Source organism: Natrialba chahannaoensis JCM 10990 (genome assembly GCF_000337135.1).
GTDB classification, from domain to species: Archaea; Halobacteriota; Halobacteria; order Halobacteriales; family Natrialbaceae; genus Natrialba; species Natrialba chahannaoensis.
In genome coordinates this window covers 45,773-70,772 of record NZ_AOIN01000096.1, presented here as the reverse complement: position 1 = coordinate 70,772, position 25,000 = coordinate 45,773, and the positions used below count along the sequence as shown (strand labels likewise).

21 protein-coding genes and 1 pseudogene are annotated in these 25,000 nt (G+C 63.6%); 15 read left to right on the top strand and 7 right to left on the bottom strand.

All coding sequences use genetic code 11. From position 1 onward, the window contains the following. Positions 1 to 90 precede the first annotated feature (90 nt). Positions 91 to 846: a CPBP family intramembrane glutamic endopeptidase gene (locus C482_RS17955; RefSeq protein ID WP_006169223.1), complete on the top strand. Its 756-nt coding sequence runs from the start codon at positions 91 to 93 to the stop codon at positions 844 to 846. Positions 847 to 893: 47 nt separating this feature from the next. Here C482_RS17955 and C482_RS17950 read toward each other — a convergent pair whose 3' ends face one another. Next, the gene (locus C482_RS17950; RefSeq protein ID WP_006169222.1) at positions 894 to 1,664 is read right to left on the bottom strand and encodes a metallophosphoesterase; all 771 of its coding nucleotides are present in this window, start codon (positions 1,662 to 1,664) and stop codon (positions 894 to 896) included. Between the two features lie 175 nt (positions 1,665 to 1,839). Continuing rightward, positions 1,840 to 2,904, bottom strand: a complete 1,065-nt coding sequence (gene artA, locus C482_RS17945) for an archaeosortase A (protein WP_006169221.1) — start codon at positions 2,902 to 2,904, stop codon at positions 1,840 to 1,842. A 190-nt stretch (positions 2,905 to 3,094) separates the two neighbouring features. Between artA and C482_RS17940 the strand changes: the two genes are divergently transcribed. Further along, complete coding sequence (locus tag C482_RS17940; protein ID WP_006169220.1) at positions 3,095 to 3,505, top strand: DUF7124 domain-containing protein; 411 nt, start codon at positions 3,095 to 3,097, stop codon at positions 3,503 to 3,505. Positions 3,506 to 3,615: 110 nt separating this feature from the next. Continuing rightward, positions 3,616 to 4,173, top strand: a complete 558-nt coding sequence (locus C482_RS17935; protein WP_006169219.1) for a DUF5815 family protein — start codon at positions 3,616 to 3,618, stop codon at positions 4,171 to 4,173. A 22-nt stretch (positions 4,174 to 4,195) separates the two neighbouring features. Here C482_RS17935 and C482_RS17930 read toward each other — a convergent pair whose 3' ends face one another. Then, positions 4,196 to 4,609: a DoxX family membrane protein gene (locus tag C482_RS17930; RefSeq protein WP_006169218.1), complete on the bottom strand. Its 414-nt coding sequence runs from the start codon at positions 4,607 to 4,609 to the stop codon at positions 4,196 to 4,198. Positions 4,610 to 4,974: 365 nt separating this feature from the next. Here C482_RS17930 and carB point away from each other — a divergent pair, with 365 nt between their 5' ends. Both carB and C482_RS17920 read left to right on the top strand, forming a co-directional pair. After that, complete coding sequence (gene carB / locus C482_RS17925) at positions 4,975 to 8,136, top strand: carbamoyl-phosphate synthase large subunit (RefSeq protein ID WP_006169217.1); 3,162 nt, start codon at positions 4,975 to 4,977, stop codon at positions 8,134 to 8,136. 200 nt (positions 8,137 to 8,336) lie between these two features. Further along, on the top strand, positions 8,337 to 8,552 hold the full coding sequence (locus tag C482_RS17920) for a hypothetical protein (protein WP_006169216.1): 216 nt from the start codon (positions 8,337 to 8,339) through the stop codon (positions 8,550 to 8,552). Between the two features lie 6 nt (positions 8,553 to 8,558). Here the strand turns inward: C482_RS17920 and C482_RS17915 are convergent, their stop codons facing one another. Next, positions 8,559 to 10,217 carry a hypothetical protein gene (locus tag C482_RS17915; RefSeq protein WP_006169215.1) on the bottom strand — a complete coding sequence of 553 codons (1,659 nt, stop codon included), beginning with the start codon at positions 10,215 to 10,217 and terminating at the stop codon, positions 8,559 to 8,561. 203 nt (positions 10,218 to 10,420) lie between these two features. On the opposite strand from C482_RS17915, the gene C482_RS17910 reads away from it, so the two are divergent. From C482_RS17910 to C482_RS17870, 9 genes are all read left to right on the top strand, one after another. Then, positions 10,421 to 11,239, top strand: a complete 819-nt coding sequence (locus C482_RS17910; protein ID WP_006169214.1) for an ABC transporter ATP-binding protein — start codon at positions 10,421 to 10,423, stop codon at positions 11,237 to 11,239. A gap of 126 nt (positions 11,240 to 11,365) precedes the next feature. Then, on the top strand, positions 11,366 to 12,205 hold the full coding sequence (locus tag C482_RS17905) for a hypothetical protein (protein WP_006169213.1): 840 nt from the start codon (positions 11,366 to 11,368) through the stop codon (positions 12,203 to 12,205). 85 nt (positions 12,206 to 12,290) lie between these two features. Then, the gene (folP, locus tag C482_RS17900; protein ID WP_006169212.1) at positions 12,291 to 14,813 is read left to right on the top strand and encodes a dihydropteroate synthase; all 2,523 of its coding nucleotides are present in this window, start codon (positions 12,291 to 12,293) and stop codon (positions 14,811 to 14,813) included. Between the two features lie 221 nt (positions 14,814 to 15,034). Further along, entirely contained in the window at positions 15,035 to 15,187 is a 153-nt protein-coding gene (locus C482_RS21905; RefSeq protein ID WP_169317625.1) for a hypothetical protein, read from the top strand. Positions 15,188 to 15,195: 8 nt separating this feature from the next. Continuing rightward, entirely contained in the window at positions 15,196 to 16,239 is a 1,044-nt protein-coding gene (locus C482_RS17890) for a YeiH family protein (RefSeq protein ID WP_006169209.1), read from the top strand. A 295-nt stretch (positions 16,240 to 16,534) separates the two neighbouring features. Further along, positions 16,535 to 17,581: a PstS family phosphate ABC transporter substrate-binding protein gene (locus C482_RS17885; protein ID WP_006169208.1), complete on the top strand. Its 1,047-nt coding sequence runs from the start codon at positions 16,535 to 16,537 to the stop codon at positions 17,579 to 17,581. Then, positions 17,582 to 18,559 (top strand): phosphate ABC transporter permease subunit PstC, encoded by a 978-nt coding sequence (gene pstC / locus C482_RS17880; RefSeq protein ID WP_006169207.1) that lies wholly within the window; start codon positions 17,582 to 17,584, stop codon positions 18,557 to 18,559. Then, positions 18,559 to 19,419, top strand: a complete 861-nt coding sequence (locus C482_RS17875; RefSeq protein ID WP_006169205.1) for a PstA family ABC transporter permease — start codon at positions 18,559 to 18,561, stop codon at positions 19,417 to 19,419. Before pstC ends, C482_RS17875 begins: the two co-directional genes overlap by 1 nt. Then, positions 19,416 to 20,282 (top strand): phosphate ABC transporter ATP-binding protein, encoded by an 867-nt coding sequence (locus C482_RS17870; protein WP_006169204.1) that lies wholly within the window; start codon positions 19,416 to 19,418, stop codon positions 20,280 to 20,282. Before C482_RS17875 ends, C482_RS17870 begins: the two co-directional genes overlap by 4 nt. 15 nt (positions 20,283 to 20,297) lie before the next feature. Here C482_RS17870 and C482_RS17865 read toward each other — a convergent pair. Beyond that, positions 20,298 to 21,804 (bottom strand): annotated as a pseudogene (locus C482_RS17865) (hypothetical protein). A gap of 265 nt (positions 21,805 to 22,069) precedes the next feature. On the opposite strand from C482_RS17865, the gene trpB reads away from it, so the two are divergent. Next, entirely contained in the window at positions 22,070 to 23,239 is a 1,170-nt protein-coding gene (gene trpB / locus C482_RS17860) for a tryptophan synthase subunit beta (RefSeq protein ID WP_006169199.1), read from the top strand. A 46-nt stretch (positions 23,240 to 23,285) separates the two neighbouring features. Here the strand turns inward: trpB and C482_RS17855 are convergent, their stop codons facing one another. Together C482_RS17855 and C482_RS17850 are read right to left on the bottom strand one after the other, a co-directional pair. Then, positions 23,286 to 23,774, bottom strand: coding sequence for an HIT family protein (locus tag C482_RS17855; RefSeq protein ID WP_006169198.1), 489 nt, complete (start codon positions 23,772 to 23,774; stop codon positions 23,286 to 23,288). Positions 23,775 to 23,881: 107 nt separating this feature from the next. Continuing rightward, positions 23,882 to 24,943: a glycosyltransferase gene (locus C482_RS17850; RefSeq protein WP_006169197.1), complete on the bottom strand. Its 1,062-nt coding sequence runs from the start codon at positions 24,941 to 24,943 to the stop codon at positions 23,882 to 23,884. Positions 24,944 to 25,000: the final 57 nt, after the last annotated feature.

Genomic DNA, 25,000 nt, shown 5'->3' with positions numbered 1-25,000 from the left:
CCTGTCCGAATAGCTGTTGCGAACCTGTCAACCACCCAACTTAAATGTCATACAGATAACAACTATTGCGTCAGGTTCCAACGACTCAATATGGCTGAGACAGCCCAACAACGTGGTGGTACCGACACTCCAACTGACCGCTCCGGGCGCACTCGAGCACTGGCCGTCGTCGCGGCGCTCAGTCTTGCAGCAGTGCTCGCCAACACCGCAGCCAGCGTCCTCACTGTGCGGATGGGCGACTTCGGCAACGAGAGCCTGGCCCTTGCACGAAATCTGCTTGCAATCCAGTTGTCGTTTCTCGTTGTCGGCGTCGGCTACCTGTGGTACCGACCGGGAATGACGGTACCGGTTCGGTGGCCGACTCGAGACGAATTGGCTCTGGCCGGTGGCGGTCTCGTGGCCGGACTGATCGCCGTGGCGCTCTCGTTTGCCAGTACCGATGTAGTGGTGCCCGCTCTCGAGTTGTGGCCCGATTTCACGGCATATTCGGGGTACGGTGGCTCGTCGGTGTCGGCGTTGGTCCTCGGTGCGGTGCTCTCATTGCTCGTCGTCGGTCCCGTCGAGGAGTTCCTCTTTCGGGGTGTGATTCAGGGGCGACTTCGTGCGGTATTCGGACCGGTCGCGGCCATCGGCCTCGCGAGTTGCGTCTTCGCGTTCTTTCACTTCTATCCGATTCTCCTGCTCGAGGCTCCCGCTGCGGTCGTTGCCCACATGACCGTTTACTACTCCGTGATGGGGGCGATCTTCGGCGTGGTCTACGAACGGACGGGAACGCTCGTCGTCCCGGCGCTGGTCCACGGCGCGTTCAATGCCGTGCTGTTTCTCAGCGCGGTGCCGTTCGCGTAGGCGACAGTATCTCACGAAGGCAACAGTAGCCGTCGACACTTACGGTGCTACAACAGCCGCCGACACTCCCCGAGCGGCGGAAACCACAGCGACTCCCCAGCGCCGTCGTCCCAGACGATCGGGTGGAAGGCGTCCGCATCCGTCACGAGCGGCGACTGAAAGTCACGGGCGCGCATCCCGTTCACCGTCGCCCCACCCGCAAGTTCGGTAAACGCCGGCAGCATCAGCACGTCCGACCCATCGTAGGCCGCTGGTCCAAACAAAAAGCACGGCCTCTTTCGACCCTCGATCGACAGCGCCGGATGATCGTGGCCGACGACGTACAGGTCGGCCTCACGGTCCGGTTCCTCGTGTCCGTGGCAGACGGCAATTGCGGTGGTCTCGTGTTCGTGTTTGTGTTTGTGTTCGTGTTCGTCTTCGTCTTCGTGTTCGAATTCCCACACTGGCTGTGCCTCTCCCTCGAACACCGACGGCAGCATCGAGTCGTGATTTCCCGGCGTTACGGCCAGTGCTGCACCCGCCGACTCGACGGTGGACTCGAGTACCGCCAGTGACTCGGTGACGCCCTGGGGGACGTAGTCGAACGCGTGCAGGAGGTCGCCAGCGACGACGACGGTCGTTGCGCCGGTGTGTTCGAGGAGTGCGGTGAGCCGTGAGCGAATGCTTTCGGCAGCGTCAATGGGCGCGTCGATGGCGGACGAACGGCCGCGACCGAGGTGGAGGTCGGCGATGACGAGGGTCTCGGCGGCGGGAACGAAGGCGGCGCGTGAGCGAACGGAGAATGGGGGTTCGCTGCCGGGAGCAGGTGGGGATGTCACGATCGGTGTCGGCGTGAACGAGTGTTGCTGAGGTGCTGGAGTGCTGGGTGGTGCTGGGGTTGCTGAGGTACTTAGAGTACGTAGGTTGCTGGGTGGTGATCGGGTCAGTAGCTTCTTTGTTTCGTTGGTCTCGTTGGTCTCGTCGACCTTGCTGATCTCGCCGTGTTTACTGGCCTTACTGGTCGAGCGCACTTGGGGCGTTCGCCGGCCGATACTCCTCAACGTCGAGCGCCTCGAAGAGATCGTACTCGTTGCCCGTCAGGACGAAGAGGACGTCCTCCAGCGGTGCGAGGATCTCGGGAACGAGTTTGACGACGAGGTAGGTGATCCCGATGAGCGCGACGACCGACAGCGACTGAGCGATGTAGTTGTGCGCGACGAGGAACGAGACCCGGTTTGCCTCTGCGCCCATGTAGGTCGTCATCAACGAGACGAGCCAGTCCTGCTGGAACCAGCCCCACGGCGAGGCCAGGCCGATGAAGACGTTCCGGAGGAGGTTGAGGAACCAGATGACGCCGATCGCCATCGCGAACGCTGGGACCTTCCGCTTGAGCGGGGCTTTGACCGAGGCGATCAGGCCGCCGAAGATCGCCATGCTACCGATTCCGGTACAGGCGAGGATGATGTACGTCGTTCGGCCGGTCACCGTCTCGTCTGGATCGAAGTTGAATCGACTCTGGTAGCCGTTCGCGCCCTCGTTGATGCCCGGACTGTGGCCGAGCAGTTCCATGCCGTAATGGGTCTGGGCTGCCGTTGTCTCGATCAGCCACGTGCGAACGACCGGAATCGTCTCGACGGGCAGGTAGATCACTCCCATAAGGGCGACGGCTTTCGAGAGTAAGAGGAGCGACTGCCGGCCGGTGTAGAGCAGGTAGGCGACGTAGGTGCACAGCGGGAGGGCAACGACCGTCAGGATCGTCTGCAACGGACTCTGCATTTCGTAGTAGTAGTACGGGAACATCGTGAGCCAGAAGACGCCGAAGACGACCCACGCGGCCGCCGCGAGCCGGCGCGCCTGATCGACGGCACCGGTCCACTGGAGGACGATCGCGGCGAGGAATGCGCCGATTGCGAGCCACGCGAGCACGTCAGTCAGCGGCGAGTCGATGAGGGTCGACGCGAGCGCGGGACCGGACACAGTGCCCGATGCGAACGCGAACACGGATGAAACCGCAGCGTCGCCTGCAAACTCGAGACCGGCAGCCGATACCCCGTCGGCTCCGGCTGATGCGGGCGGCATAGGTAAGCGAATCCGAAGGACTCTCTCGCTATCAACTTGACGCCTCGCGTGCGATGTGTCCGTCCAGTGCCACTATGTCGGTCCTGGTGTTCGCTTCCAGTATCTGATGCCCTGCGGTTTCGCTTGTGGGCGTTCCCATCGAGTCAGACGTATCGAAGCCGTTTTCCCCAGTGCGCCGTTTTGAGACAGTATGAACGGCGGTAGCGACATGACCCTGGCGTTCGAACTCGAGGCGCTCAAGAAGTTCGCCTCGCCGGAGAGTGTCTTCGAGGACGCACGCGGCTGGACCGAGTACATCGGCGTGGTCTCCGAGAAGCCGACCTACGTCGTGACGAACTTCACTCGAAAGAACCGCATCCGACAGGACTTCTTCTCGGGCCCGCGCGGCAAGGCCGAGAGTCTCGAGGGCGTCAAAGACCAGTTCGACACCGAACGCTACGTCTACATCGGCGTCGACGACGAGGACGAACAACTGGCGGAAGACGTTGACTGGGAGTACCTCGCCGTCGACGATGCCGCGGACGCAGCGGACTGGATCCTCGCGACGAACGTCGAGGAGGAAGAAGACGACGCCGAACCGGTTCGAGACGACTGGCCGTAGGCGTCGGCTCGCTTGTTCTGAGCGCGGTTCGCAGTCGCTTATCGGCCCCATCGGGACCTGCTGGTCTCCAAGTCGTCGCCCTTATGCCCAATCCGACCCAACCTCCGTCGATGGCAACTCCCCGCGTCCCGGGTCCCGCGGACGAACGGCAACTCGAGTTACCCTGCGGTGCGACGATCGATCCGCACGATATTGATCTGGGGATGCGCGAGTTCACGTGTCCGGGTGGTCCCGATTCGGACTCGTGTGGGGAAACCCATGCGGTTGTCACTGACGTCCACCCACCGTCTCGGTTCTTCCCGGAGTCGCTCGTGACGATTCTTCAGGAGACGATCGACACGGCGGACGACCTTGGCGAGTTCGGCACGCCGCATCTCATGGGCGTCGTGTTAGAGGAGTTCCCGGAGAAGGTCGTCACGCACGACGCGAGTGACGACGGCGCAGTCGGCTACTCGATGGTCTGGGTGACGGACTTCGACGCGCGGCGACTACACGAGATTATCGTCGAACTGGTCGTCGAACTGATGGAGCACGCGATCAGCCACGCCGAAGACGACACGGCGGTGAGCGAGTTCGAGTCGCAGATGCTCGAGTTCGACGTGAGCGAGTTCGTCGAGCAGTACAGAGCGCAGCGCGATTTCGAGAGCGAGCACGACCGCGCGCTCTGAGGACAGGTAAGGTGAAACTGCTCTAGAGCCCGACGTTCAGCGCGTAGGGCCAGTGGACGCTACTCACGAGGAGGAACAGCAGTGCGCCACCGCTGCCGTAGATATTCTTGAGGAAGTTGTTGAACTCATCCTGTGCGTCCGCGTCGTCGGCGTTCCAGAAGTCGTGCATCGTGATCGCTGAGACGGCGAGGAACACGGCGAGCCCCGCAGCGCCGACCGCAGCGAAGATCCCAAGGACGATCGAGACGCCACCGAAGACGAGCAGGAGACCGCTGAGGAGTACCGACAGCGTGGGTGCTGGAATGCCCTTGAACTCCGCGTAGCCCGACAGTTCCTCGACGTTCAGGAAGTGATTCAGGCCGGTGAACGCGAGGACGCCGCCGAAGAGCAGTCGTGCAACGACGAAAAGTACGTCGGCACCGGGTGCTTCGAACATTAGGCACCCACCTCGAATCTGTGATGGGGTTGGTTGCGAACTCGGATGCAAATAGGGTCAAACACGGTAGCTGATTTCATCGCAGTATCTGGTAGGCACTCAAGCACATATATCAATTCTCGGACATTGGTGTCACCGGCTGACGGGCGTGTTACTACGTGGGGGTCGAACGGTAGGCCGTTCGAATTCGCGACAATATACACCCTTTCCGACATGGAGTGGGGCGGCCACCGACACAGAGCGAGCGTTCGACGCGTTGCGTCGCGTCGGTTTCACGGACGGTTCGAATTTCGAAAAACCATTTCGAGAATCGTATTGTATCGTGGGGCTTATTACGATGTGCGAACTTCGAACGGACAAGACCAATGAGTACGGACCACGACGAGAGCTCAGGGGACGGGCGTACGATCCTGCTGATCGGGAGCGGCCCGATCCAGATCGGGCAGGCCGCTGAATTCGACTATTCGGGGGCACAGGCCTGCCGGGCGCTCCAGGAGGAGGGCGCTCGCGTCGTCCTCGTCAACTCGAATCCGGCGACCATTATGACGGACCCGGAGATGGCCGACGAAGTCTACATCGAGCCGATCACCACCGACGCCATCGCCGAGATCATCCGGACAGAAAACCCAGACGGCGTCATCGCCGGCCTCGGCGGTCAGACTGGCCTCAACGTCACTGCCGAACTTGCCGAGGAAGGGGTTCTCGAGGAGTTCGATGTCGATATCATGGGCACCTCACTCGAGACGATCTACGCGACCGAAGACCGCGACCTCTTCCGCCAGCGCATGGAGAAGATCGGGCAGCCGGTTCCCGGCTCGACGACGATCACACTTGAGGAGGGCGAGTCTGCCACGGGTCTGAGCGAGGCAGACCTGCGCGAGCGAGTCGAGGCCGCCGTCGAGGAAGTCGGTGGACTACCAGTCATCGCGCGCACGACGTACACCCTTGGTGGCTCCGGGTCGGGCGTCGTCGAGGAGATGGACGAACTCCTCGAACGCGTTCGCAAGGGGCTTCGCCTCTCGCGCAACAGCGAGGTGCTGATCACCGAGTCCATCGCGGGTTGGGTCGAGTACGAGTACGAAGTCATGCGCGACGCCGACGACTCCTGTATCATCATCTGTAACATGGAGAACATCGACCCGATGGGGATCCACACCGGGGAGTCGACGGTCGTCACACCCTCCCAGATCGTCCCCGACGAGGGTCACCAGGAGATGCGTACCGCAGCGCTCGATGTCATCCGCGAACTCGGCATCCAGGGCGGCTGTAACATCCAGTTCGCCTGGCACGACGACGGCACGCCCGGCGGCGAGTACCGCGTGGTCGAGGTCAACCCGCGCGTCTCCCGTTCCTCGGCGCTGGCCTCCAAGGCGACCGGCTACCCGATCGCCCGCGTGACCGCGAAGGTCGCCCTCGGCAAGCGCCTCCACGAAATCGACAACGAGATTACCGGCGAGACGACCGCCGCGTTCGAGCCCGCGATCGACTACGTCGTCACGAAGGTCCCGCGCTGGCCCAAGGACAAGTTCGACGACGTCGACTTCGAACTCACGACTGCGATGAAGTCGACCGGCGAGGCGATGGCCATCGGCCGCAGCTTCGAGGAATCGCTGCTCAAGGCGCTGCGCTCGAGTGAATACGAGCCAGATGTCGACTGGGCCGACGTGAGCGATGAGGAACTCGAGTCCCACTATCTCGAGCGCCCATCCCCCGACCGTCCGTACGCGATGTTCGAGGCCTTCGAGCGCGGCTACAGCGTCGACGAGGTTGTTTCCCTGACGGGCATCTTCGAGTGGTACACTGAGCGTTACAGCCGCATCGCAGAGTCGGTCCGCGCCGCACAGGAGGGTGACTTCACCGAGGCCGCGATCGCTGGCCACACGAACGCCTCGATCGCGACCACTGCCGGCACCGACGTCGGCTCCGTTGAACAGGAAGTCCCCGGTCGCACGTACAAACAGGTCGACACCTGCGCCGGCGAGTTCGAGGCCGAAACGCCGTACTACTACTCCGCACGCCAGAACGAGTTCGAGTCCGGCCCACTCGAGGGCCAGGCCGTTGCGGGCGAGCTCGAGGTCGATCCCGAAATCGAGAGCGTGATCGTCGTCGGCGGCGGTCCGATCCGCATCGGCCAGGGGGTCGAGTTCGACTACTGTTCGGTCCATGCGGTCCGCGCGCTCAGAGAGCTCGGCATCGACGCCCACGTGGTAAACAACAACCCGGAAACCGTCTCGACAGACTACGACACCTCCGACGGCCTCTTCTTCGAGCCAATCACCGCCGAGGAGGTCGCAGACGTTGCCGACGCCACCGGCGCTGATGGCGTGATGGTCCAGTTCGGCGGCCAGACCTCCGTCAACATCGGCGAACCGCTCGAGGACGAACTCGAGCGTCGCGGCCTCGACTGCGAGGTCATGGGCACGAGCGTCGAGGCGATGGACCTCGCTGAGGACCGCGACCGCTTCAACGCGCTCATGGACGAACTCGAGATCGCCCAGCCAGAGGGCGGCACCGCCTTCTCGAAGGAGGAGGCACTCGAGTTGGCCCACGATATCGGCTACCCGGTGCTGGTCCGTCCGTCCTACGTGCTCGGCGGCCGCGCGATGGATGTCGTCTACGACGACGACGAACTCGAGACCTACATCGAGGAGGCAGTGCGCGTCAGCCCGGAGAAACCGATTCTGGTGGACGACTTCCTCGAGAACGCGGTCGAACTCGACGTGGACGCTGTCTCAGACGGCCGCAACGTCCTCATCGGCGGCATCATGGAACACGTCGAGAGCGCCGGTGTGCACTCGGGCGACTCGGCGTGTATGATCCCGCCGCGTTCGCTGGACGACGACACGCTGGCTCGCGTCCGCGAGGTCACGGAGGACATCGCCGAGGCGCTGAAGACGAAGGGCCTGATGAACGTCCAGCTCGCCGTTCAGGACGGAACCGTCTACGTCCTGGAGGCAAACCCGCGTTCCTCGCGCACTGTTCCATTCGTCTCGAAGGCGACCGGCGTCCCGATCGCCAAGCTCGCCGCGAAGGTGATGGCCGGCGAGACCCTCTCGAGTCTCGAGGCGACCGAGCAGGTGCCAGACCACACCTCTATCAAGGAGGTCGTCCTGCCGTTCGACCGTCTGCCGGGCTCGGACCCGCGTCTCGGCCCGGAGATGAAATCCACTGGCGAGGTGATGGGTACCGCAAGCGACTTCGGTACGGCCTACTGGAAGGCCCAGCAGGCGGCCTCCAACGCCGCCAGCGAGGGCACCGCAGTTGTCGACTTCGACGTTGATGGCTTCGAGAACCATTTCGACATCGCCGAGTTCGATGACGTTCCGCAGGCGATCCGCGAGGGCGAAGTCGACTTCGTCGTCAGCCGTGACCGTGACTCGCTGGAGATGGCCGTCGAAGAGGAGATTCCGTACCTCTCGACGGAAGCCAGCGCCGAGGCGTACGTCGAGGCGCTCGATGCGTTCGACGGTGAACTTGCGGTCGCGTCGGTGACGAGCCGTCCGGTCCACGAGGAGAACTGGGGTTAACTGGACAAATGTCAGAGCTGAACGCGAGCGTTTCTGATTGCGGTTGATTGCGTCGATTACGATTGATTACTCGGCTGCCTCCGTTCTTGGGTTGAGTGTGCTCGGGACAACCAGAGCAGACCGATCGAGCATCAATCGTGTGCCGACGACATAGCACCGAGACACGACACTCTATATGGGTCCAGTTGCAACTGTCGACTATGTCCGAGGAAGTCCCGGTTCGGCGGACCGACCTCTACGCCCTCGTGGTGATCTCCGTCGTCGGCGGGTTCGTGTTGGCGTCGTGGATGATGCCGCCGGCACTGTCGCCGGAGTTTGCAAACGCAATCTTCGTCGGCACGATGTTGCTCGCGTTCTTCCTGTTTATACCGGTGATGGGTGCACGGCTGTTTATCGAGGATTGGAAGGAGGAGTGAGAGTACTCAGTCGATCCGATACCAATCGAACTGCTCGACCGCGTAGCGGTAGGCCACCGGTGGCGCAACAATACCGGCGATCAACACGACCCACGCGGCCAACGTGAGCTGGTCCCCAGTGATCGTGAACTCGAGTTCCGGGAGCATCGAGATGAGCGCAGTGGCGATCTTCGCCGCCACCGGCGCGGCCTCCGTGTACAGCACGACAGCGGCTATCGTCGGTAGGATGATTCCAGCCGAGTAGACGAGGAAGGCTAGCTTGCTCGGCATGACGGCTTCTTTGTTGCTGGTGATTGCGACCGACCCGAACCGCGGGAAGGCCGAGCCGACGCCCACTGCAAGCGCCGGGGCGACGATTGCGCCGAGAATCGTCCCGGCTGCTAGTATGGCAGTCTCCTCGAGTGAGAGCGGGCTGATGATGCCGACCGAGAGCGAGATGATGATTGCGAGTGGGACGCCGACGAGTGCACTCGCGATAATGCGGCTTCGGACAGCTGTCTTCCCGGCGACTGACGAGGTCATCACGGTGGGGAGCGCCCGGCCGAAGTCACCGAGTGGATTGAGCGCGAACAGCACGCCGGTTCCCCAGACGACGTACAGACAGAGGAGAACAGCAATAGAGGTAGGAACCGTCCCTGACTCGATGATTTCCTGTGCGAAAAAGAGCACACCGAACAGCGGGTACGCAGCGTACGCGAGGCGGATCGGTGCGCGCTTCGTTCGTCGGATCGTCGTCACGGTCATCGTCCTGACCGGCTTCGAGAAGCCGTGATCAAGGAATTCGGACAGCCGGTCGGTCCGCTCGCCCGTCGCGACTGGCTCCGGGCCGTTCTGGATACGCGCCGGGTCGGCGTACCAGTGAACGCGAGCGGAGACGACACCGATACCGACCGCGACCGGGATCAGGATGGCCGAGCCGACCAGCGCACCGACGACGGCGGTGGGGTCGGGATCGATCGCCGGGATGCCGAGGAAGAGCACGTGGCCGAACCAGCCAAGCGGGCCATCGCCGACGAGGTCGAACAGGAAGCTGGCGACCGTATCGAACCACCCGGTGGCGATCGAACCGAAGTACGCGAGTGCGAGGAGAACGATCACCGGCGTTCGGTACTGTGCAATTGGCTCGTAGACCGTCAGCAGGTGGCGAGCCCAGGTCCCGACGACGAAGCCGATAGGGACGGCGGTGATGAGCAGAAGAACGGCGACGAATGGAATCGCGAGCGCGGGAAGTACCGTTCCCGCACCGCTCGCGAACGCGGCCGAAAACACTACGACCGGTGGCACAAGCCAGATGGCAAAGAGCAGAATTTCTGCGACGATGTTCCCGATCACGGTCGAGCGAAGCGGCGCGGAGAGCAACACGAGCGCGGGCTGGTCGAGGTTCGCAGCGGCGGTAAACGTTCGAATCCCCGCCATGAGAATGAGAAAGAGCCAGACGAGTGCAGCGACACCCGAAACGATCTCGAGTGCAACTGGCTCGTCGACCGTGCCGGTGGCGACCTCTTCGCCGAAGGTGGGCAGGATCAAGAGCCCAACTGCAGTGACGGGGCCGAGCGCGACGAGGGCGATACCCGCCATCATGAGGAGTTTCATTCGATCGCCAGCGACCGTTCGGATCGTCCGTCTGACTTCTGTTCGCGCAACAACTGTTGCGGGCGAACTCACCGGGGATCACCCCAGCGTGATGGAGATGTCATCGAGAATCCGATGGAAACGGGGACGTGAAGGGCCATACAGACCGTTGAACGATGAGCGGCATAAACAATTCGGACTGTTGTCATTCCCTCTCACGATGGGTGAGCCGCCGAGACTGCGCTACCCTGATAAGTATGTCACAAATTTAACTCCCTGCACGCGAAACGAGCAGTATGGCCCCCGATGCGTCCTCTGAACCGGCGACGACGCCCGAAACAGCTCCCGCAATCGTCACGGACGACCTCACGAAGCAGTACGGCGAGACCACCGCGGTCTCCGGCTTGACTATCGAAGTCGAACGCGGCACTGTCTACGGCTTTCTCGGCCCCAACGGCGCTGGCAAGACCACGACGATGCGGATGCTGACGACGTTGACACAGCCCACGTCGGGTACCGCCCACGTCGCCGGTTTCCCCGTCACCGACCGCGAGTCCGTCACGCCCCACATCGGCTACCTCCCCGAGGAGCCGCCGATCTACGACGAACTCTCGGGCCGCGAGCAACTCGAGTACGCCGCCGGTCTGCGGGACCTGCCGGACGAGCAAGCGAGCGCGCGAATCGAGAGCCTCCTCGAGCGGTTCGACCTCACCGACGACGCGGACAAGCGCATTGCGGATTATTCGAAGGGAATGCGCCAAAAGGTGGGCGTCATTCAGGCGGTGCTCCACGAACCCGCAGTCGCCTTTCTCGACGAGCCAACGAGCGGTCTGGACCCGCGTGCGGCTCGGACGATGCGCGAGACGATTGCCGATCTGGCCGACCAGGAGATGACCATTTTCCTCTCGACGCACATCCTCTCGGTTGTCGACGACCTGGCCGACCGGATCGGGGTGCTCCACGACGGCGAACTCGTCGCCCAGGACGACCCCGAGACGCTGAAATCCCGCGCCGAGACAGCTGAGACGCGCAGTCTGGAAGATGCGTTCCTCGAGATTACGAAGGACTCGGCCGACGACTCGGCGGGACTGGCTGCAGAGGCCGAACTTGAGTAGCCTTGGTTTGGGTTCGATGCGGATTCGGTTCGAGTTCGATTCGGGTTCGATCCAGTCCTCATTTCAGTCTCGTTCCAGACTGCTCCCGGCTTCGACGTACATGCGGGAACCCACAAGCGACCCAGTATGACAGCAGCAAACTCACCACGACGACCATCCCTGCTCTCGCTCGCCGTCGGTGCTACCGGTGGCCTGCTGAACGTCACCTGCGTACTGGCACTCTTTGCCCGTGGGAGCTATCCGGTACTCGACTCTCCCACGCAACTCACAGTGCTCGCATTGGCAGGGTTCACGCTGGGGTTCGTTGCACTGTTCATCGCGTCCTATACCCGTTTACTGACTCCTGCCGTTGGCTTTCTCGCTGTTCTTGCGGGAACAGTGTCCCTCGAACTTACGACACCGCTGCCCGAGTGGGGCGAACTGGGTGGCTACGTGATCGTCGACGGCCCGACGCACGTCTCGAGTTACGCCCACACGTGGTACGTCTGGCTCTCGCTGGTCGTCGTGGCCGGGCTCGTCGAGTTCGGACTTCGACGGGGGTACGGTGTCGGCGACGGACGACTTCGAAACCTGCCATCGCTTCCGCTCTCGCGGAGCGGTCTCGGTCGGACCGTCGCCACCGCTGCCGGACTCGTCGGCCTCGCAACGGCGCTGCTCGTGCTCCGGGCGGGGATTCGGCCGGCGGCAGTGTTGGTGTTCGTCGTCTTCGTCGTCGCGACTGCCGTCGCCGCGGTTCCGCTGGTAGCGTTGCTTTCGCGCGGGCTGGTCGTTCCGATTGCCCTGTTCGCCCTGGTTCCGTACGCGCTCGCGGTCGAGGTGTTCGTCACCACGGACAGCCCCGTCCACATCCTTCTGTTCGGCCCGTACGCGCTCCTTTTGCTCGCAACCGCAGTGGTCGAGTACTGGTTGCGCGCGAATCTCAGCGGCTGGGACGGTGGTCAGTTCGTAGATCGCCAGTCGGCGTGAGGAAACGATGGAGATACCGGCGTCCAGTCGGTCGAGTCAGGTCCGAGTCCGACACCCTAAAGCGGACTGGCTCTGTGGTTCGGATATGGAGTATCACGAGGCGGCGGACGTTCTCTTCGGCTTGCGGCGCTTTCGGCCGAAGCCGGGGACGGCGTCGACGGCGCAGCTACTTGCAACCCTCGACGATCCACACGAGGACGTCGCGTTCGTGCAGGTCGCCGGCTCGAACGGGAAGGGCAGTACGGCACGGATGGTCGAACAGACGCTTCGCGAGGCGGGACTCTCGGTCGGGCTCTACACCTCTCCACACCTGGAGGACCTCCGCGAGCGTGTGCGTGTCGACGGCCGCAAGATTCCCCGATCAGCCGTCTGTGCGTACGTCGAATCGGTCCACGACTACCTGACGGAGCAGGCCGCCGACGGAGACTCGCCGACGTTCTTCGAGGCGATGACCGCGATGGCTCTGTGGCAGTTCGGCCGCGAGAACGTCGACGTGGCTGTCCTCGAGGTCGGCATCGGCGGCCGGTACGACGCGACCAGTGTCGTCGACCCCGTTGCGAGCGCGGTAACAAGCGTAACACTCGAACACACCGGAATTCTGGGCGAGACGGAAGCCGAAATCGCCCGCGACAAGGCCCACGTCGCGCCTGAGGATGCACCGCTCGTCACGGGCGTCACCGGACCGGTACTCGAGTCCATTCGCGAGGTTGCAGGCGAGGTCGTTACAGTTGGAACGAGGGGTGGGGGGAAGGAAGAGAAAACGGACGACGAGACGACTGCTCCAGACGTTCGCGTCGAGTACGGCGGACGTGCAAACCACACTGAAGCTGCCGTCTCCATTGATGCCGACGACTGGTCCGTCTCGACGCAGATTCCGCTTCCGGGAACTCACCAGGCCGAGAATGCTGGCATCGCCGCCACGCTCGCACGACAGGTCGCCGACGTGTCGGTCGACGAACTCGCACGCGGGCTGCGAAACGCCCACTGGCCGGGCCGTTTCGAAGTGATGGGGACCGAACCGCTCGTCATCCTCGACGGCGCGCACAACCCCGGTGCCTGCGAACAACTCGCCGCCACGCTCGGAACCTACGAGTTCGACGACCTCCACCTCGTCTTCGGTGCGATGCACGACAAGGACCACCGCGAGATGGCCGCGGCGCTGCCGACACCCGACGCAGTACGTACGGCGGAGCCGGGCCTCGACCGCGCCGAGGACCGCGACGTGCTCGCGACTGTCTTCGATGACGCCGGCACAGCCCAGGTGCAGACGACGCGGAACGTTCAGGACGCGCTCTCGCAGGCGCTCGCCGACGCCGGCCCCGACGACTGTGTCCTCGTTACGGGCTCGCTGTTCGCAGTCGCCGAGGCCCGCTCGCGCTGGACGACGACCGGGATCACCAAGCGAATCCGCGACCGGTCGGACGCGCGGGATGCACTCGAGTCCGCACAGGTTTCCGACGCCGATGTCGACCGCTTCGACGGTGAGGCGCTCCACCGCGTGGTCAAGACGAACCTGCAGTCGTCGCAGGCGAACCGACTGCGGACGGAGCTAGTGCGTCTCGGCGGCGAGTGCGTCGTCTCGGGGGCGGACGACGATCACGGCGAGCGCGTCGATGTCGTGTTGATGGGAACGCTCGCGCAGTTCGAGGAACTAGTGTCGACCGTCGACCGCGAGGACGGACTCGAGACGGTTGCGCGTGAGATTGGTGAGACCGTGGGTATCGAATCGACCTCCAATGCGGCTCCAGCGTCGGACACCGCTACTCCCACACCCACCAGCACTGAGACACCACCCTGGGCCGACCGCACCGCCGTCATGGGCATCCTTAACGTCACCCCCGACAGCTTTCACGACGGCGGCGAGTTCGATGCACTCGAGGACGCTGTCGAGCGCGCGGAGGCGATGGTCGCGGCCGACGTGGACGTGATCGACATCGGTGGGGAGTCCACCCGTCCCGGCGCAGAGCCGGTTCCGGTCGAGGAAGAAATCGAGCGTGTTGTCCCCGTTATCGAGCGAATCAGTGACCTCGATGTCGCCATCTCGATCGACACACGAAAGGCGGTCGTCGCCGAGGCCGCACTCGAGGCCGGTGCGGACATCATCAACGACGTGTCGGGACTCGAGGATCCCGAAATGCGCTTCGTCGCGGCCGAGCACGACGCGGGGCTGATCGTGATGCACAGCATCGACTCAATCGTCGATCCCGACCGCGAGGTGACCTACGACGACGTCGTCGAGGACGTGATCGAGCAACTGTCAGAGCGGCTGTTGCTCGCCGAGAAGGCGGGCGTCGACCCGGGGAAAATCGTCGTCGACCCGGGAATCGGCTTCGGGAAGTCGGCGGCAGAGTCGTTCGAGATTCTGGATCGACTCGGGGAGTTCCGTGCGCTCGGCTATCCGGTGCTCGTCGGCCACTCACACAAGTCGATGTTCGCGCACATCGGCCAGGGACCGGACGAGCGACGTGACGCGACGGTTGCGGCGAGCGCGCTTGCGGCGGATCGTGGTGCGGATCTCATCCGGGTGCACGACGTGCCGGAGAACGTCGCTGCGGTGCGGACGGCACTTGCAGCGCGGGACCCGAAGCAATTCGACTGGGAGTCATAGGGAGTCGGAGGGAGCCGCGTTGGTGTGTAGTGACGCTGGGCCGTCGCTGCAGCGTCGACTCGCTGTCACCCTGTTGCCAAAGTCGAGTGGAATCACAACAGCCGATGCGTACATGCAGCACCTCATCCCGCCACCGGTCTCGTCACAGGTTGTGGCAACTATTTCCGACATCAATGACGGAATCGGCAAGCGTTAAGTGTGCCAGCGAACCGAACCGAAGTATGAACGGAGAGTCTCGGCTGGCATCGCTCGCCGCAGTGCGTTCACGCTGGAGCGCACTCGAGCGGGACTGGCAGAGCGTCGTGGTCGGCGCGACGGTTGTCGCGCTCGTGTCGCTGCTCGACGTGCACATTCCCTGGGTCTGGAGCTGGTAGCGGACGGAATGGTTGGCGCTTCACGACTGTTTGGAATCGCTGCACTCTGCCTCGGCGCGGTACTTGCCCGACTGTTCGCCGACACGATCGGCGGCAATCACCTGTTGCTCGCGATCGCGCTCGGATTTGTGCTCGCGAATACGGTCGGCGTTCCGTCGCGCCTCGAGCCCGGACTCGCGACTCACAAGCTCTGGCTCGGTGCCGGAATCGTGCTCATGGGCGCGTCAATTTCGGTCGGTGCGCTGCGTGAGGCGGGTGGATTCGTCCTGCTCGCGATCGGCCTCGTCGTCGTGGCGACGGTGGTGCTCGTCGAACTGCTTGCCCGATACGTCTTCGGCCTGGCCGACCGACTTGGCTCACTGCTCGCGGCGGGCAGCGGCATCTGTGGCGTCTCGGCCGTCGTCGCCGTCGCCGGTGCCATTCGAGCCAGAGAGGAGTACGTCGCTTACGCGGCCGCGACAGTGCTCCTGTTCGATGCGCTCACGATCGTCGTCTACCCGCTTGTGGGCGACCTGCTTGGGCTCTCGGGACAGGTGTTCGGCATCTGGGCGGGCCTCAGCATGTTCTCGACGGGACCTGTCGTCGCGGTCGGATTCGCTCACTCTGAACTCGCGGGCCAGTGGGCGACGATTACCAAACTCGCACGCAACGCGCTGATCGGCGTGGTCGTACTCGCCTACGCCAGTTACTACGCCCGCGAGCAAACGGGAACGACGGCAGCTGGTGGCCGTCCCTCCCTCTTTGGGTCACTCCGGTCGACGCTAGGCACACTCTGGGTCGAATTTCCAAAGTTCGTCCTCGGCTTTCTCGCTCTGGCCGCGCTCTCGACGCTCGGTGTCTTCTCGGCAGGCCAGCAGGCGTCGATCGAGAACGCTTACAACTGGCTGTTCCTGCTCGCGTTCGTCGGACTGGGAACCAAAATTCGAATCCGGCAACTACGCCAGACCGGCATCACCCCTGCTCTCGTCGTCCTCCTGGCGCTGCTCGCGGTGAGTTCGCTCTCGCTCCTGCTAGTGACCGTCGCGTTGCCGACGCCAGCGACCGGCCCCTGAGTTGCTGTCGAGAGTGGTGGCAATACGTTCCGCATCTGGTGAACACTGTCGAGGGGGACAGAAGCCGACGATACGGCCGCTCATAGCCAATCCGGTCTGTGACTCGTCCCGCTGTCAGAGATCGTTGTGCTAACCTCACAGCGGACCTGTTCCAGCCGCTGTCGCGACGGCTGCGAATGTGTGAGCAGTGATATCATCCAAATTCTGCGGAAACGATTGCAGGGGTCTGGTTGTTCACCAAGGTGTTGCTGGGTTGCACAACGACTCAAGCGCGTACCGACAACGAACCAGCACTATGGAACGTGCGGACAACCGAGAACTGTCTCCACCGGATCGACGCGGCATTTCCCGTCGAGCGGCGCTCAAGACGGCCGGAGTCGGGTCGGCGTTCGCCCTTGCGGGCTGTCTCACCGGTGCTGATTCCGGTAGTACGTCGATTCGCATCTCTGGGGGCGTCGGCCCGCTTCCGATGATGCAGGTCTGGGCCGACGAGTACCGGTCCGAGACCGGCGTCAACATCGATGTCTCCGGCGGTGGCACCGGCGTTGGTGTCTCCGACGTGTTGAACAACCAGGTCGACATCGCGATGATGGGACGCGAACCTGACGAGGCCGAACTCGAGCAGGGCCTGTTCGCCGTGGCCATGCTCATCGACACCGTCGTCGGCACCATCAACGTCAATAACCCCGTCTACGACGAGCTCCGCGAACACGGGCTGACACGCGAGCAACTCGAGTCCGTCTTCACTGACGAGGTCGCGAACTGGAACGAACTGGTCGACGCGAACGTCGACGAGCCGATCTACGTCTACGGCCGGTCTGACTCCTCCGCAGCCTACAAACAGTGGGGGAACTTCCTCGGTGGCGAGGACGACGCCCACACCGAGAACGAACTCGAGGACTACGCCGATGGGAACTTCGACGGTGACCAGCAGGTCGCCCAGGCGATCAACAACGACTCCCACGGCATCTCACTGAACAATCTGAACTACGTCTACGACTTCAACACGGGCGACCTCGAGATGAACATTCGGCCAGTGCCGCTCGATCTCGACGGCAGCGGCACGCTCTCGCCCGAGGAGGACTTCTATGACAACCGCGACGAGTTCCTCACGGCTGTCGAGGACGATATGTACCCCGCCCCGCCGGCCCGTGAGATGTTTATCGCGGCCAACGAGGAGTTCGAGGACGAAGCCGCCGAGTTCGCCAAGTGGGTGCTCACGGACGGCCAGGAGTACGTCCGCGACCACGGCTACGCCCCGATCAGTGACGAACGGCTCGCAGAAGAACGGGAGCGACTCGCGGACCGACACGACGAACTCGAGTTCGAGGTGACGGGCTAGATGTCCTCGACAACGGACCACGGCGCGGGCACGGATGGAACTCCCGGGACGCCACCGAGCACAGACGACGCTCGCTCGGACCGACTCGAGTGGCGGCTGACGATCGAACGGCTGAGCAGCTACTGGCTGCTCGGTGCCGGCCTGTTCGCGATTGCCCTGTTTGGGCTCATCGTCCTGACGCTCGTCCAGCAGTCGATTCCGATCGTCTCCGAACACTCCCTGCTGGAGATGGTCACCTCCTCGAACTGGGACCCCGCACAGGAGGAGTTCGGCTTCCTGCCGGCGATTGTCGGCACGATCTACGTGACTGTACTCTCGATGGCGATGGGGACGCCGATCGCGATCCTCGCGGCGATCTACATCGCCGAGTACGCTGAGGGGCGGACGAAGATGATCGTCTCGTCGTTCATCGACGTGCTCGCGGCGATTCCGAGCGTCATCTTCGGGCTCGTCGGCCTGATCGTCGTCGTCCCGTTCGTCGGCGACTACCTCGCGCCGGCGCTTGGCGCACACAGCATCGGCCTTGGTATCGTGACGGTGAGTCTGGTGATGGCGATCATCGTCACGCCGTTCATGATCTCGCTGTCGGTCGAGTCACTCGAGGCGCTGCCCGACGAACTTCGCGAATCGTCGCTCGGCGTGGGTGCAACGAAGTGGGAAACCATCCGCTCTGTCCTCCTGCGAGCCGCGGGGCCGGGAATCTTCTCGGCTATTCTGCTCGGCTTCGGGCGCGTCTTCGGCGCGACCATCGTGCCGGCGATGCTCATCGGCGGCCAGACCGCGATTCCGGACAATCCGTTCGACGCTGGTGAAACATTGCCGACGCTGATCGTCAACGACTTCGGCGAACTGATGAGCCTGCCGCTGACGCAGTCCGCGCTCATTCTGGTCGGACTCATACTGCTCGTTATCGTTTGGCTGTTCAACTTCGGCGCGATGCTCGTTCGACGCCGGCTCAAACGGAGGTGGCAGTACTGATGGATCGCTACACCGAACAGCGGCTTTTCGGCCTGCTCGCTCGCGCGAGCGCTGCGCTCATCGTCGGCGTGCTGGCGCTCGTCGTCGGCGTGACGCTCTACCGCGGCGGCCGCGTCTTCCTCACGGATCCGGCAGTCGCAATCACGCCGCCCGGCTCGCGCTACATGCTGGACGGCGGTGGGGGATTCCTCCACGCAGTGCTGGGGAGCCTCTTCATCGTCGTCCCGGCAACTGTCATCGCGATGGTCCTCTCGCTCTCGACGGCGATCTACCTCCAGAGTGACTACTCGAGTGAGCGCACCTCGGAGGTCATCAACATGTTCCTCAACGTGCTCTGGGGGACGCCGCCGATCGTCTACGGTGTGTTCGTGCTGACGGTGATCATCGCCGTCGGCGCACAGACGAGCCTGATCTTCGGCGTCATCGCGATTGCGATCTTCCAGTATCCGATCATGACCCGGTACGCCGACGAGGCGCTCAAAGCCACACCGGATACGGTCAAAGAAGCGAGCTACGGGCTCGGCGCGACGCGCTTCGAGACGGCTCGCGTAACCGTCCGTGCAGCGCTACCGGGCGTTATCGCCGGCATCATCATGGGCTTCGCCCGCGGGATCGGCGACGCCGCGACGGTGCTGTTTACCGCCGGGCGGAGCACGCAGATGCCCGGCGGGCCGTTCGATCCGGCGACGACGCTGCCGATCCTCATCTTCGAGCAGGCGGCGTCGTTCAACGCCGAGGTCCGCTCGCACGCCTACGCGGCGTCGTTCGTCCTCATCGTCGCCGTCCTCGCACTGATCGTCGTCTCGAAACTACTCGCCGGGCGCTACGCCCGGTTCGCACCAGGAGGGAGACAGTCATGAACAACCAGCCAGCGCTCCGCACCGACAATCTCGACGTAACGTACACCGGAAACAGAACAGTCACCGCGCTCGACGGCGTCAGCGTCGACTTCGCGGAGAACGCCCTGACGGCCATCATCGGCCCCTCGGGGTGTGGAAAGTCGACCCTGCTGAAATCGCTGAACCGACTCCACGAGATCCAGCCGAACGCGGAGATTTCCGGTGAGGTCCACTTCGGCGACCAGACCGTCTACAATACGGACGAACCGCTGCCGGAACTTCGCCGCCAGATCGGCTACGTCCCACAGACCCCGACGCCGCTGCCGATGTCGATCTACAACAACGTCGCCTACGGCCCGAAGATCCACGGCGACTATTCCCGCAAGGAACTCGACGACCTCGTCGAGACCTGTCTTCGGAAGGTCAACCTCTGGGACGAGGTCGCGGACCGACTCGACGACCCCGGCGCGGCGCTCTCGACCGGTCAGATCCAGCGCCTCTGTCTCGCTCGGTCGCTCGCCGTCGAACCCGAGATCCTGCTCTGTGACGAGGTCACCTCCGCGCTCGACCCCATCTCGGCCGAGCAGGTCGAGGAGACACTCGAGTCCCTCAAAGAGGAGTACACGATTATCATGGTCACCCACAGTATGGATCAGGCGCGACGACTCGCCGACGACGTGGTCTTCCTCTACCTCGGCGAACTCGTCGAGGCTAACGACGCACGGACGTTCTTCGAGAACCCGCAGGCCGACCGAACGAAGGAGTTCATCTCGGGTCACGGTGCGTCGACGCATCTCGAGGAGTCGGACAGTTCCGATTCCGGTGCCAAACCAGACGAGCAACAGGAGAGCGCAGGGGACGAACCAGCTCCAGTCCAGCAGTAGCTGCCCCGTCATGTTTCACTGCTGGTTCCAGTCGACCCCGTACACCGATCCAGCGTCGTCGGCAATCGAATCGAACCGATCGAACGCCATCGGCGCGGGGTGGGCGTAGCGGGCGCGAATCGTCTCCGGCAGGTCCTCGTGATACCGGACGTGCGTTTCGATGTCGTACGGGAACTCGGCCTCGTCGACGCCGACGAAGCCGTACTGGTCGCGTGCCCGGCTGAGGACGGACCGCCAGCGATCGATCAACCCCAGGCCGGCGGAGTCGACGCCATGGGCGAACAGGGTCGTCCAAATTTCGTCGTACGGCTCGACGCCGTCCAGATACGACTCTAGCTGAGCGGCGTCGGGGGCGGTGTTGAACGGCGTCCAGTAGGGCACCGAGCCGGTTCGGAGGGTCCACCACGGCTCGACCAGCGCGAACGACTGGACGAACAGCCGGTCGACCGGTCGGCCGAGTTCGGCGTAGCGCTCGCGATACCGATCGGCGACGAAGGGGCTCAGCTCGTGTGGTTCGTCGAATTGTAACCGTCGAACGTCGTAGCCATTCTCGTCCGCAAGGCGGTCGATATCTTCGCCAAGTGCTGGCTCGAAGCCCCACTCGGCTTCTGGAACGCGTTCGTCTGGTTCGGGCGTATACCACCGGTCGCGGTTCGCCCCCTGCTGTTCGAGAAACTCCGCAATCGCCTCGTCGCCCTCGTAGTAGTCCTCGGGTTCGAGCCCGCCGTGGCCGCCGACCTGGTACGTGTGCCGGTCGTCGATCCGGACCGCCGGCCAGTCGTACTCGCACTCGAGTATGATGATCGTCCCGTCGGACGCTAGCACCGTCTCGATGAACTCCTCGTAGGCGTCGCCGAGACGGCAGGATTTCGTCCGGAAGTAAGCCAGTTTCTGGACCATCAGCCGGTCCTGGTTCGGGTCGTGCATCTGGTGGAGGGTGACGACCGGGTTGGCCGCGAGGAACGGCTCGGCGTGCTCGGCACCCCACTCGAGATCCGCGTGGATTGCGTCGGGTGGGAGTGAGCGCGAGACGGGGACGAGGAACGTCTGTGGGAGCCAGGGGACACCTATAGTAACAACTGCAACTATTTACACACTGGTCGCACAGCTGTCGTGCGATCAGGTGTGCAGTGACTTGCAGTGGCTACTATAGCAGCGTGGCGAGATGGACCGCCGCGCCGTTGCTCGAGCCGACGATGACAGCGGGATAGCCGCGGTCCGGATACTGGTCGACGACCCACTGGCGGAACCGCTCGACGTCGACGTTGCCCAGTTCGTCCGGCGAGACGCCCTCGTTCGCACTGCCGGTGGTGTAGATCCCGGTTCAAGCCCGCCGCGGCAGTGAATTGAGCCGGGCTGCGACGGGGAGCAGCCACGAGGGAAACATCCCCAGTGCGGGAAACTCCTCACCGCGAAGCGCACTCGCCGCCGCGCGGACGAACACCGTTGTCGAGTCAAAGTTCGGCAGGCCCGGCGGCGTCGAGCCTTCGCCCGCCAGCAGGCGAGAGACTCTCAGGGACACGGTCGGCTCACCCCGGGCTGGACGGCGATACCGGGACAAGTCGCGACCTGTCTACTCGGTTCGAGTCGATGCGCTGTCGAGCGCCGGGCGGCAGTGGCAGCCGTCATCGGAGAGGGCTATCGTACCACAGCAGCCCGGATAAGACACCGGCCGACAGGCGACACGCAACACGCGACACACGACGCCGGCGGCGGTAGCGACGCTCCCGTCGCCATCACTGTGTCCGCGGAACTTACTTGCCACTGAAGGGCGTCACACCGGATATATGACCGACCGAGAGTCTACAGGCGAGTTCGAGGGCTACGGCGGGCGCTACGTCCCCGAGCCGCTGCAGGAACCGCTCGACCAGCTCGCAGCCGCCTACGACGAAGTCGCATCGACCGACGAATTCCAGGCCGAATTTCGCGACCATCTCGAGTCGTTCGCAGGACGGCCGACGCCGCTGTATCACGCGGCGAACCTGAGCGAACGCTACGGCGCAGAGATCTATCTCAAGCGCGAGGACCTGCTTCACGGCGGCGCACACAAGATCAACAACTGTCTCGGGCAGGCGCTGCTCGCGAAACGCGCCGGTCGCGACCGACTCATCGCCGAGACTGGCGCGGGCCAACACGGCGTTGCAACCGCGATGGTCGGCGCGCTGCTCGGCCTCGAGACGGAGATTTACATGGGTAAGAAGGACGCCCAGCGACAGGCGATGAACGTCTTCCGGATGCGGCTGATGGGTGCGGAGGTCAACGAGGTCACCCGCGGCGGTGAAGGACTGGCCGATGCCGTCGACGCCGCACTCGAGGACTTCGCCGAAAACGTCGACGACACGCACTACCTCGTCGGCAGCGTCGTCGGTCCGGACCCGTTCCCGCGAATGGTTCGTGACTTCCAGTCCGTCATCGGCGAGGAAGCCCGCGAGCAGTTCCAGGACCTAGAGCAAACCGGCGACTTCCCGGACGCCGCAGTCGCCTGCGTTGGCGGTGGGTCGAACGCTATCGGCCTCTTTCACGCGTTCCGTGACGATCCTGTCGACTTCTACGGCGCAGAGGGTGGCGGCGAGGGGGCGGACTCGAGTCGCCACGCCGCGCCGCTGGCCAAGGGACAGGACGACACCATCCACGGCATGAAAACGCGCGTGCTCGACGACGACGTCGAGGTCCACTCGGTTTCTGCCGGCCTCGACTACCCCGGCGTCGGCCCCGAACACGCCATGTTCCACGCTGTCGGCCGCTGTGAGTACACCGGTATCACGGACGAGGAGGCGCTTGCAGCCTTCCGCGAACTGAGTGAGACCGAGGGCATTATCCCGGCACTCGAGTCCAGCCACGCCGTCGCCCGCGCGATTCAACTCGCAGAAGAAGGCGAACACGAAACGATTCTGGTGAACCTCTCGGGTCGCGGCGACAAGGATATGGAGACGGCTGCGGAGAAGTTCGATCTCTGAGCCGGTTCTGGACCGATTTTGGGACGGTTCAGATCTTCTCAGCCGGTTACAGTTTTTCGCGGACTGCTGAGACAAGCGCCGCTGCGTCGCCCGACTCGAGTTCCCGGCGAGCCAGCGAGAGCCCAACGGTGTCGTCCTCGAACCGCGGCACCAGGTGGACGTGTGCGTGATCGACCGTCCCGACCAGCGGCCCGCTCGTGTGGAAGACGCTGAAGCCGTCCGGCTCCAGGGTGGACTCGAGTGCCGTCGCGACGGTGCGAACGGTGTCGAAGACGGCGGCGGTCTCCATCTTGTCCATGAGCAGCAGTTCTTCCTCGTGCATGCGTGGCACGATTAATGTATGTCCGCGGACTGCCGGTCGCTGGTCGAGAAATGCGATCGTTCGGTCGTCTTCGTAGAGCAGCGCTGCAGGTTCAGCACCTGCGCTTATCTGGCAGAAGTCACAGTTCGCGTTGGTGGTCGCGTCGGTGTCGGTGGTCGTCTCGGTGTCCGTCTGGCCACCCTCGCTGCTATCTACGCTCCCAGCATCGTCCATACCGAAACCACTCCGTAAACGACTAAATACCTGTTTGCCTGGGTGTCTGTTCGCTTGCCGGCTAGTGTGTACCGGGCTAGTCTTACAGAGATAGTGCCAGCAAGCCGCTACAACAGCCCCGACGCATCCTGCAACGCTCGATACATCGTCAGATACCGGTCCCGAATCTCCGCCCCATCGTACTCGTCGAACTCGTCATCGACATCGCGGTACTCGAGTTCACCCGCCTCGAGAATCGCATCACTCAGTTCGTCCTCGCTCGTCGTCCGGAAGCCCCGATCCCAGCCCTCGACGAGTTCGTGGGCACTCGAGTCAACGTGGTACTCGACGACACCGACGCAGCCGGCGGCGAGCGCCCAGAGCATCTCGGTCGGGAAGACACAGTGTTCTGCGGTCTGGGCGAAGACGTGCGCGCCTCGGTAGGCGGCGATTCGCTCCTCGAGTGAGAGGTCGCCGGCAAACGTGACTCGATCTTCGATCCGGAGGTCACTCGCAAGTTGTTCGTACGCCTCTCGTTCTGGGCCGTCGCCGACGACGGTTGCCCGCCACTCACGGTCGCGATGTTCGGCGAGCGCGAGCAGGAGGCTTTCGAGGTTCGCTCCGTCGTCGAGACGGCGAGCGTAGATAACGTCGGCCCGGTCACCCGGTTCGATTTCACGGATCTGTTCGACATCGATTGGATTCGCAATCGGATCGACCGCTCGCTCATCGACGCCGAGTTCGCGAACCCAGGTCGCGACGAGTTCCGAGGGGACGAGGTTTCGGTCGACAGATCGGGCGGCGAGTTTGCGCCACCGATTCGTTGGGATGCCGTCCATGCCGTACCACTCGGCGACCACGGGTGCTCTGGCCAGCGTCGCACCGAGACTGGCCGCGATGACCTGTCCCGGTCGCTGTGCGCTGACGTGGACGATATCGGGACGAGCGCGGGCGAGGACGAACGGCAGTCGGACGAGAAACGAGGCGGTGGCCTCGAGTTCGACGGAAACGCCGTGGTACGTGATTCCCTCGCGTTCGAACGTTGCGTGTTCGCCGTCCCAGAACTGTGTACAGTAAACGTGCACGTCGTGGCCAGCGTTATCGAGTAGTTCGAGGACGGTCTGCAATCGCCGGTTCGTCTCAGTATCGCGGTGGAAAACCGTTTCAGCGGAGACGAACGCGACTCGCATATAGCATCGCCACGCAGGGACGGGATAAAAAGTCACTTCTTTCGTGCGGTGAGCATC